Origin of the sequence: Fibrobacter sp. (assembly GCA_024399065.1) — a bacterium.
In the GTDB taxonomy this organism is placed as follows: Bacteria; Fibrobacterota; Fibrobacteria; order Fibrobacterales; family Fibrobacteraceae; genus Fibrobacter.
In genome coordinates, this window is sequence record JAKSIB010000063.1 from 1 (window position 1) to 10,342 (window position 10,342).

A 10,342-nucleotide genomic window follows, 5' to 3' on the forward strand; every position below is an offset into this window, starting at 1 on the left:
ATCTGCAAGGAAGAAATAAAAAAGAACGCCGGAATCATGTACGATCCCGACGTAGTTAAAGTCGCTATGGATAATTGGGAAGAGCTGATTAAGGCAGGCACCGATATCTGCGTTATGCAGAAGTAGGCTGCCTAGAAGAAGAATTTTCCCTTGGCCCAGAATTCGGAATTGTGTTTATACATTCCGAAGAATCCTTCATCGCCAAAGACATGGTCATAGCCTCCGTACAATGTAATCTGATCATTCAGAGCATATTGTACAGCAAACCTGCCGAAGAATCCTGATTCGCTAAAATCATATTCTCCAGAAAGAGCCACTTCCATGGTACTTTGCAAAAGGGATTTTGAAATCTGGAAGCTTGCCGAAGACAAATGGTCACCATTGTACTTGTAGGCATACTGAGCCATCAAAGTCCATTCATGAGGAGCATTCCAGTCCACCCCTACAACACCGTTGAAAGTATTCTTATGGGTATAACCCATGCCATCCTTGTTGGCAACAGCTTCATCCAAGTATTCCGCAGCTTCCATACGAATCACGAAGGCATCTACAGGAATGGATACATCACCGCCAAGAACAGTCATTGGTTCGTAAACGCCCTTCAAAACAGGTCCCTTTTCAGGATTCATTTCAACATAAGTGACAGGAGTCTTATTGAAAGTATGGAGAGCCGTCAAGGAGAAATCCAGATATTCCAGGAAGAATCGTAAACGAGTTCCGTATTCACAGTTCTTGATTCGTGCTTCCGGAGTTTCCAATTCCAGATTCAACCCTTCAGGAATTCTCACATGCCACGGGTTTGCAGGATCCGTAGGCAACTTGTCGAAACTAGCCACCGGCACAAAGATGAATTCTCCATTAAAGAAATCACCAAGGATCTTCAAATCAACCGCATTCACCGCCATACGAATGTCGTCGTAATCGTTGGCGATAAATTCCGTATAATCCAAGGGAGAAATCAAATCTGTCACGCGAGACTCATCAGCTACACCCCAGACCACAATCTGCTTACCCACCTTGACTTCAATCCAATCGTTGGCATAATCCAAGTAGGCTTCATTCAAGCTGAAACCAGTTTCTGATTCAACGATTTTATTGTAGATGGCATTGGCGCTTACAAAGAAGGACGCATTGTCGTAAGAGCCCTTCAATTCCCCACGAACTCGCGTCCGAGAAGAAATCCAATCATGAGGATATTCCCGCTGTAAAGCGTGGTAACTATCCACAAATCCGCTGAACTGAAGAGGAGATTCTTCCTGGGCCATAGCCCAGGAAAAACCGCCCAACAGCAGGGCGAATAAGGTCCTATCCAAAAATTTTGACAACATTATAAGCCTCGTTCCAGCTTATTCACCGTAAAGGTCTTAGGATCAATCTTGATATTGTACTTCACATTGTTGAAGTACAATTCTGTGGCGTGATTAGACTGAACATTGTCAATACGCATCTTGCCGATGGTCCAGAAACCGTCAATCTGCTTGATGTCGCCAGTCTTGAATTTGCGCTGCAAGGTTCCCATCTTGTCGAAGTAATCTACAGCCACCACCTTCAAGATATCCTTACGAATCCACATGATCTTCTTGGAGAAAACTTCATCGGCAGGATTCTTGGGAGTAGATTCCACCACATAGCAGTCAAAGCCATCCACCTTTTCGTCACGAAGGTACTTGTGGTTGTCTTCATCCACGTTGCGTTCGCCGATATCGTCATAAGTGAAATCAGAGCCCATGAAGTAATCGGTCTTGGAGCTGCTTCCGCTAATGCGGCGAGTCTTCTTCATGGCAGGGAGATAAAGCCACTGGTCATCAGACTTTCCCACTTCATCGTAATCCACCGTCAAGAAGCCTGTTCCCTTCACATCCTTCGGATAGGTAAAGAACATCACCTGCTTTGTGATCTTGCCTTCTTCCATGGCGAAGGAGGTAATCTTACGTTCACGAACACTGCCATTCTTGCTGATCAATTTCATATCCATTTCAGAAGAACGGGTATCTCCCTCAGGAACGTCGGACACCTTGACCATAATATCACGACCAGTCAGTTCGCCAGCAAAAAGTACAGAGGAAAGTGCCAATACGGTTGTTGCGATAAACTTTTTCATTTTTATTCTCCTTATTTATTTTTTCTTCTTGTTAAAGGGGCGGACAATATAGATGAGGGCGGGAGTCAAAGTGTAGTCCGCAATCAAGGCCGCAAATAAGCCTGCAATAGAAAGAATTCCGATTCTAGAGAGGGCATTCATTGGGCTGAATACAAAGATAAAGAACATGACGCACAAAATGATGGTGGTCATAGCCAAGGTCTTACCAATGCTCTGGAAAGTAGCCTTAATGGCCATCTTGTAGCTTTCACGATCATTGTTACCAACACGTTCCAGCTCATACTTGATGTGGTTTGTCATGTGGATGGTATCGTCCACGGCGATACCCAAAATCATAGGCATCACAATCATGGTGATCATATCCAGAGGCATACCGAAGTAACCCATGATACCGCCAATCAAGCAGACCGGAGCAATATTGGGAAGCATACCAATCAAACCTGCGCTAACACTACCGAAGGCAAGAATCATCAGGATAGCAATCATGACAAAAGATCCAGCGAAGGAACGAAGCAAGCCCTTCACAAGCCTTCCGTTCATGGTAGCGTAATTCATCACTTCACCAACCACAGAAACCTTGGCGTTAGGCAAGAACTTCGTTGCGGCAACCTTGATGGAATCCAGATTTTTCACAATTTCATTGGCATCATAATTTGCCATTTCCACATGGATGTACGCAGTCTTGTAATCTTCATCGATCTTGTCAAACAGAGCTTCCCCATCAGAGATTTCGTAGAGGAACAATAGCTGGGTCAGCATATCGGCTTCGTCAGGAATCTTGTAGTATTCCAAGGAGTCCCCGTTCAAAGTACGATTCATTTCCTTCACCATCTGGGTGATGGAAGTAACACGAGGTTTTTCCCCCGAAATCTTCGTCAAGCTCAAGCCACCCAAGGATTCTTCCAACTGTTCAATGGACTTCATGTTGGCCGGTTCCTTCAAGGCATCCCCTTCCGGGAATTCAATCATGACTTCATAACTGTAAAGGCTACCCAACTTGCCATCAAGCATATCCAGCAATCTTGCCACATAGGGAATCTTTACCCCCATGGTCTTGGTATAGTCCATATTCACATCAATCTTTGTGGCACCAGGAATCTGCAGCAACATCACAACGCCAACTATAATAGCCACAGGAACAGCCTTTGTACAAACCTTCAAGGCCAACTTTCCAAAATTCAAATCCATCTTGGTTGCACCCTGGGAAAGGGCGAAACTGGGATCAGGCTTTCCATCCTTGCCAAAGCTCATGAGAATAGGAATCAAGACCATCACATAGACAAACACCATAAAGACAATGGCCGCAGAAATACCACCAGTCCAACGAATAGGCTTGATACCAGCAAACAAGAAGGAAAGGAGGGATGCCATAGTGGTGACCACGGTAAAGAAGATGGGCCAACCCGTTTCTTCCACAGCTTGAATTGCGGATTCCTTGCGGTTTCCCGACACGCGGAACTTCTGACGGAAGGCATTGATGTAATGCACCGAGTAACCCACAGACAAGGCCATGCCCAAAATCACCGGAAGGGCGATAATGTTCTGATCACCCACAAGGCCAATCCAGCCGTTAATACCCAAAGCAGAGGCAATGGCAAAGACCGTGGAAATGGCAGGAACCACCACACCGCGAAGAGAGCGGACAAAGAAAATCAAGCAAAGGATGGAGATGATAAAGCCAAGGCCCACACGAATGGCGCATTCGCTGCCGGCCACTTCACTTTCTTCCATTTCGGTATAGCTCATACCCGCAGGCAGAAACTTGTACTTGTCGCTTTTAAATTCATCGGCAAAAATTACGTCACGAATTTTCGGGGTGATGTTATTTACAGCAAAGTCAATACCACCATCAAAAGGCAAGTAAGAAAGAACCAGCCAGCATTCCTTACGGTCATCAGAAACAATGTTGTTGACCAGAGAAGTGCGGCTCATAATCAAGTCGACCTTCGCTTTCAAAGAATCCAGATTTTCCGGAATACCCTTTTCAAAAGGATCAATGATTTCAAAACCTTCATCATTTGCCACCGGAATAGAAAGGCGGCTAGTCAAGGATACCACCTTGTCAGCATAAGGAATTTCTGCTTCAAGGCGCTTGCCCACACGATCAATAGCCTGAAGAACTTCAGGATCAAACACATCGTCAGCACGGACCATCATCGTGAAGGAATCGTCGTTACCGAAAACTTCCTTGAAGTGGTCCATATCCAGCTTTACGGAATCCCAGTCATCAAACCATTCTTCTTCATTGGAAGAAAGCTTGAGTTGGCTAAGGCCGAGGCAAGAAACGACAGTAAAGAGGAAGATGGCCAAAAGTACCGGCCACCTATAAGCAACTTGTTTTCGGCCTATTTTACCGAAAACCTTATTGATATTGGAAATAACCATTTCATTCTCCTTTTTTAGTCTCGTCAAACAAAGTAAGACGAGACAAACATTCGGAGATAAAGTTAGAAAACACTAACTTTATTGGCAAGAGCTAATTTTAGTCATACTCTTAGCGCAAATGGCCATGGTTGAGGCATTATGGAGGAAGGCAGATGTAGTGGGAGAAAGGAATCCAAAGAAACCTCCCGCCAAGAGGCTTGTATTGAAAGCCACAATAAATCTATAGTTAGTCTGAATTCGATCCATCAATTTTTGGCTTAAAACGCGAAGTTCCGCCAAATCTTCCAGATTTTCACTGCGAAGGGTGACATCGGCAGTTTCGCGGGCAATATCGGAAGCATCGCTCATGGCAACAGAAACATTAGCAGCAGCCAAAGCGGGAGCATCGTTAATACCATCCCCCACCATAATGACGCGTTTGCCGGCAGCCTTCATTTCTTCCACATAGCGATGCTTATCCTCGGGCAGCACCTGGGCAAAGAAAGTGTCTATGCCGAGAATTTCTGCGGTGCGGGCAGCAGCCTTCTGGCTATCACCCGTAATCATCACCACATTATGAATTCCTGTTTCACGAAGGCGTTTGATGGCAACAGCAGCCTCTTCTCGAGGGGGATCGCTAATGCAGAGGGCTCCAGCCAACTTTCCACCAATACCCAGGTAAATTACAGAAGCCGCACCACCCTCGGAATCAATGATTGCCTGCTGTTCTTCCGACATTTCCACATTTTCGTCTTCAATGACAAAATGCTTGCTGCCAATAACAGCACGTTCGTTATTGAGGGAAGTGGCAATGCCGTGAGCCACAATGTATTTCACATCGGCATGTTCTTCAGCGTGGTCAATACCGCGATCTGCAGCGCCATTCACAATGGCACGAGCCATACTGTGAGGGAAATGTTCCTCGATGCAAGCGGCGATTCTCAGAATTTCTTCTTCTGAACGACCGCCAAAAGAAATTACCTTCTGTAATTTCGGTTCAGCCTTGGTCAAAGTTCCCGTTTTATCAAAAACGATGGTATCCGCCAGGGCGAATTCTTCCAAATACTTGCCGCCCTTCACCGTCATGTTATGATCCGCAGCTTCTCGCAGGGCTGAAATCACGGCAATGGGAGTGGAAAGCTTAATGGCGCAGGAATAATCCACCATCAAAATGGAAACAGCCTTGGTGATGTTCTGGGTCAGCAAAAGGGTAAGGCCAAAGCCAAGGAAACTGAAGGGAACAATGCTATCAGCCAAATGTTCTGCACGGCTCTGGATGCCTGCCTTCAAATCTTCGCTGTGGTCAATCAATTCAATGATTTTTTGAATCTTGGTATTTCCATTGACGGCACGAACTTCTACCACAATGGAGCCTTCATCAAGAATGGTCCCAGCAAAAACCGTCTTGCCGGCATTCTTAAGAACAGCCTTAGACTCCCCTGTCATGGTAGATTCGTTCACATAGGCTTCGCCTTCTGTTACGGTTCCATCCACAGGAATCATAGATCCATCGCGAACGCGCACCAAATCGCCAGGCACCACATCCTTCAGGTCCACAAGGGTATCCACGCCATCCTTCACCACCCAAACCTTGTCCACTTTCACAGCGAGACTTCCGGTAAGAGCAGCGCGGGTGCGGGCCTTGGTATAATCTTCCAGCAAGCCGGAAACACCCAGCAGGAACATCACCGTTCCTGCGGAGTCATAATTCTTTTGCAGCATGGAGGCACCGATGGCGGCACCATCCAAAACATCCACCGTCAACTTGCCGCTGGCAAGTGTGGAAATTCCCTTGCCCACATATTTCAAGCCGCGAACAACCGTAATGGCAGTGCGGATAGGCAGAGGAACAAACCAGCGCATCAAATAGCGGCGGGCTATCATTTTGCATAGGTTGTTTTGGAAATCATCATCCAGAGATTGCAACTGGTATTCCGTTTCCGGATCTACTTCATGCAATTCCCTCGGATTTAAATCGCGTACAAAATCCAGAATCAGTTTACGATCGTTTTCGAAATTCGTACTTTCGCTATAATCCAGCAAAAGACCGCCATTCACACTGTGAACCACGGCAGATTTCACACAAGGCAAGCTTACGCAAGCCTTATGAATTCGAGCCTCAAATTTTGGCTCGAAGGCATAGGGACCGCAACGAAAGCGAATGCGTCCCGGACGATCGTAAACCACTCTGAACTTCATAAGAAATCCCTAGGTCAGATTACTTATTGAGACCAGCTTCAGACTTTGCATCATTGCAAATGTCGTTAGCTTCATCCTTCATATCCTGGAAGGCAGCCTTTGCATCAGCAGTGAACTTCATGCCATGAGCGAGGCCGGTAACAGCCAATTCGCGAGTCTTCTTGGCCTTAAGAATCTTCTTGGTTACAGCAGAGCCAACAGCACCAGCCACAACAAGCCAAAACTTTTCATTTTTAAAAATAGACATAAGAATGCTCCTTGTTGAAATTTTGATTTTTACAATTTAGAGATTTAATACAAAAATGCAACTTACATACAAAGTAAGTTGCAGACTTCATACCCAGGTAGAACTTAGGATTCAGCGAACTAAGTTAGTTAGATTATAACTAAGTTAGAGCCACTAACTTTGTTAGTTTTTCTAACTTTGTTAGCCTATTTAACTTTTCAAAAGTTATGCCAGCGTCAAAACCTTGCCCAGTTCCTGGCACTTAGACTTTTCAGCATCACCAGGAGCATTTTCAACAGCAAGAGGTTCATCCACCAAAGTCATGCCAGCAGCTTCTGCATCGCTTTTCCAAGCGTTCATATATTCGCCACCGCCCCAGCCGTAAGATCCGAACAGAACTACCTTCTTTCCAGAAAGAGCAGGTTTAATCTGTTCATACAAGGGCTGAAATTCGGAATCTTCAAGTTCCTCAGCACCCATAGCAGGGCAACCCAAGGCAAACTTATCAAAGACAGTAGCCGCATCAGCAGAGAAATCAGAAGTAGCGAAAACAGAGGCATCGCCACCAGCAGCCTGCACGCCAGCAGCAACTTCCTTAGCCATCATTTCCGTGTTTCCGGTACCAGACCAGTATACAATTGCAATTTTGCTCATTTTTTGTTCCTTATATTAATTTTAGATTCCTGTCAACTTGCGACCGTCAAACGATCCAAGGAAATACCCTGTTCAAACTGATTCCAAAGAACTTCCTTGCATTTTTTAAATACTTCAAAGATATGCATGGAATTTTGCACATCGTTATAGACCTTCCAACAGCCAATCTGTTTGTAATTACGGCCACCATAGGCGATAAAGTCCCGAACATCATCCAAGGGGTAACCCAAAAAGATTCCCACTTCATGTGGAAAACAAACGGACTTTTTCATTCGATTCTGAAACACTCTTAAAAGAGATTCCAAATCAAAGGCCGAATAGCCGAAACCCTTCAGAAAATTCTGAATATCACAGGAAAGGGAAAGTTTTTCCAGATCGCAACCTCTATAGACATAGATGTAGTAGCGACCTCTTTTTTCGGCAATCACCCGTGCGAAAACGCCCTTGGGATTCAAACTTCGATTCCATCGTGCAATAATTTCGCACAGCAGAACACCATCTGCTATTTCCAAGCAGAAAAGGTTTCCAACTTTCACACCCGCAAGAGTGGGTGCGCACTGTCGCACCAAACAAGAATCGAACATTCTAGCCATAATTAGATTAAGCTAACTTTTAAAAAAGGTCAAATATTTCCCGCCCACGGCGCACACCGGGGCGGGTAACCCTTCCAGCTCTATGAGGTAACGAACTTCGAGCTGGGCGGAGGTTTTATGGCAACTTAACTATCCGCTCGCAATTAGAATGCGAATACGGTTTCCAAACCGAGGTTCAGACCAACACCATCAACATCGGAATCATCACCGATACCAACATTAACCATGGCAAAACCAGTAATTTCCAAGCCTTCCACCGGAGTAAAGTAGGCGCGAACACCCAAGTTAAAGGTGGACTTGTCTTCGTTTACATCTGTGGAATTGGAATGGAATTCCACGGGAATACCCAAGGTCAGTGTTTCGAGAAGGCTGAAGCTAGGTTCTGCATAGGCAAAGAAGTATTCAGGAATTTCATCGCCATGATCAATGGGCGCATCTTCGTCAAAGTATGCATAGAAAACAGAGCCCTTCACGTTCACAGGACCCACTTCCAGAGAGGGTTCCACCAAGAAGGCGTGAGTGGCGCCCGGTTCATCTTCTCCAAGGTTGTCCATATGGAGACCATAGACCGCATGGAGGCCTACAGCGCCGAACTTCAAATTCGCATCGATACCGGCATGAAGTTCGTTATGTTCAGGTTCCTGATAGGACTTGTAATCCACATAGGGGCGAATTGTTTGTTCACCAAGGCCCAATTCGTAGGCTACATGCGCGTCATAAGCAACGCCTACGCACGATTCTTCACCATCTTCAACAACGCAAACTTGATTGTCGTTGTCACCGCGACCAAAGCCAAGGCCAAAAACAAAGCCATTATAGTCAACTTCAACTCCTCGGATGTCGTGTTCTGCCATACCGGCGGCATTATCTGCCGGGTCATCATATTCATAGTAGTTCTGGAAAGCGCCTTCGGAGAAAGTCAGGTCACCAGCCTTAATCACGAAGTTTTCGCTCTTTGTATACTGAACGAAAGCACCGTTATAGATCGCCGCAGGGTCTGTTGTTTCGCCATCGGCTTCCAACTGGACTTCCGCAGACCACTGATCATTGAACTTTACCGCAAAATTCAGATCAAAGGTGGTTGCATATTCATGGTTCACCTTGTCGTCATTGATAAGGTCGCCAGTGTAAGCGTCAAATTCCACTTCACCAGAAATTGCGACTTCAGGACCCTTGGATTCTGCAGCGGATTCAGCGGAAGCGGCTTCTTCCGCAAAAGCATTTGCAGCAAGGAGGGAGGCGGTCATTAAACCGAATGCAATATTGTATTTCATTGTTTTTCCTTTTTTTCTTTTTGTTATAAACTTTAGAGGCTGTGTCGGGCATTGCCATCATCTAAAGGATGATTGCCACGCAGTTATTTTTAGTTTAAGTAAACTTTATTAGACCAGACTAACTACGAATTTGTAAATTAGGGCCGTTGGAGGAGACACGTTCCAACGGCCCCGATTTACGTTGTTACAAAAGGTTATTAGTCTTCGAATCTCTTCTGCTTGTTAGCATTCATACCGAAGAGTTTCAGGAAGATTCCAGTACCAATGAGGACAATCACTGCCGTGACAATCCAGCCGGTGCTTCCGCCCACAGGAATCTGGTAGAGAAGTACGGCAATGGCCCAAGCGAGGATGGTCTGAACAGTTGCCATAAGCACGCCAAGACCAAGACCAATTTCGCGAACCACAACGCCCATAGCAGCCAAACACGGCACATAGAGCAAGATGAAGATCAAGAAGGCAAATACCTGCCAGTTGAATCCGTCATGACCACCGTTATGGAAGTAGGAACGAAGGTTGGCGTAGATATCGGCAGTTTCGCTGAGGTCGCCTTCTTCAAGAGCGCCCATAGCATCTTCATCAAGTTCAATGCCGGCAGCAGCAAGCTTTGCAAAGACTTCTTCACGAGTCTTTTCGTCACCTTCTTCTTCGCCGAAGGTTTCGATAGCGGCGTATTCCTCGCAAGTCAAAACCTTTGCTTCCTGAATTTTATCCAAGGTTTCCTTCTTCAGTTCTGCAGCGCTTTGGGCTTCAAGTTCGCCAGAGGTTCCCAGGATGTCCGTAAGAGAGCCAAAGACTTCGCTGAGGTTTGCAGGGATAGAAGAGACAGCTTCGAAGAATGCACCCTTGAGATCAGGAGCACCATCTTCCTCTTCTTCTGCAGGGCATTCGTCAACACCTGCGATGAGAGGCTTTTCTTCTTCGGCGGGAG

The 10,342-nt window shown here is 45.8% G+C and carries 9 protein-coding genes; all 9 read right to left on the reverse strand.

Features of this window, described 5'->3' with window-relative positions:
- Positions 1-131: 131 nt before the first annotated feature.
- Positions 132-1,328: a hypothetical protein gene (locus MJZ25_15950; protein MCQ2125667.1), complete on the reverse strand. Its 1,197-nt coding sequence runs from the start codon at positions 1,326-1,328 to the stop codon at positions 132-134.
- Positions 1,328-2,101 (reverse strand): outer membrane lipoprotein-sorting protein, encoded by a 774-nt coding sequence (locus MJZ25_15955; protein ID MCQ2125668.1) that lies wholly within the window; start codon positions 2,099-2,101, stop codon positions 1,328-1,330. Before MJZ25_15955 ends, MJZ25_15950 begins: the two co-directional genes overlap by 1 nt.
- 15 nt (positions 2,102-2,116) lie before the next feature.
- Positions 2,117-4,486: an MMPL family transporter gene (locus MJZ25_15960; GenBank protein MCQ2125669.1), complete on the reverse strand. Its 2,370-nt coding sequence runs from the start codon at positions 4,484-4,486 to the stop codon at positions 2,117-2,119.
- Positions 4,487-4,564: 78 nt separating this feature from the next.
- Positions 4,565-6,664, reverse strand: coding sequence for a heavy metal translocating P-type ATPase (locus MJZ25_15965; protein ID MCQ2125670.1), 2,100 nt, complete (start codon positions 6,662-6,664; stop codon positions 4,565-4,567).
- Between the two features lie 19 nt (positions 6,665-6,683).
- On the reverse strand, positions 6,684-6,911 hold the full coding sequence (locus MJZ25_15970; protein MCQ2125671.1) for a DUF1490 domain-containing protein: 228 nt from the start codon (positions 6,909-6,911) through the stop codon (positions 6,684-6,686).
- Between the two features lie 204 nt (positions 6,912-7,115).
- Entirely contained in the window at positions 7,116-7,544 is a 429-nt protein-coding gene (locus MJZ25_15975) for a flavodoxin (protein MCQ2125672.1), read from the reverse strand.
- A gap of 32 nt (positions 7,545-7,576) precedes the next feature.
- Positions 7,577-8,137 (reverse strand): DUF3793 family protein, encoded by a 561-nt coding sequence (locus MJZ25_15980; GenBank protein ID MCQ2125673.1) that lies wholly within the window; start codon positions 8,135-8,137, stop codon positions 7,577-7,579.
- A 143-nt stretch (positions 8,138-8,280) separates the two neighbouring features.
- Positions 8,281-9,411: a hypothetical protein gene (locus tag MJZ25_15985; GenBank protein ID MCQ2125674.1), complete on the reverse strand. Its 1,131-nt coding sequence runs from the start codon at positions 9,409-9,411 to the stop codon at positions 8,281-8,283.
- A gap of 197 nt (positions 9,412-9,608) precedes the next feature.
- A partial coding sequence (locus MJZ25_15990) for a ferrous iron transport protein B (GenBank protein MCQ2125675.1) occupies positions 9,609-10,342 on the reverse strand: 734 nt, incomplete at its 5' end.

What these genes read in the sequence shown, in the direction of transcription:
- MJZ25_15950 (MCQ2125667.1), bottom strand. Translation starts at nt 1,328, where the DNA reads ATGTTGTCAAAATTTTTGGATAGGACCTTATTCGCCCTGCTGTTGGGC.
- MJZ25_15975 (MCQ2125672.1), bottom strand. Translation starts at nt 7,544, where the DNA reads ATGAGCAAAATTGCAATTGTATACTGGTCTGGTACCGGAAACACGGAA.
- MJZ25_15970 (MCQ2125671.1), bottom strand. Translation starts at nt 6,911, where the DNA reads ATGTCTATTTTTAAAAATGAAAAGTTTTGGCTTGTTGTGGCTGGTGCT.
- MJZ25_15960 (MCQ2125669.1), bottom strand. Translation starts at nt 4,486, where the DNA reads ATGGTTATTTCCAATATCAATAAGGTTTTCGGTAAAATAGGCCGAAAA.
- MJZ25_15955 (MCQ2125668.1), bottom strand. Translation starts at nt 2,101, where the DNA reads ATGAAAAAGTTTATCGCAACAACCGTATTGGCACTTTCCTCTGTACTT.
- MJZ25_15985 (MCQ2125674.1), bottom strand. Translation starts at nt 9,411, where the DNA reads ATGAAATACAATATTGCATTCGGTTTAATGACCGCCTCCCTCCTTGCT.
- MJZ25_15965 (MCQ2125670.1), bottom strand. Translation starts at nt 6,664, where the DNA reads ATGAAGTTCAGAGTGGTTTACGATCGTCCGGGACGCATTCGCTTTCGT.
- MJZ25_15980 (MCQ2125673.1), bottom strand. Translation starts at nt 8,137, where the DNA reads ATGGCTAGAATGTTCGATTCTTGTTTGGTGCGACAGTGCGCACCCACT.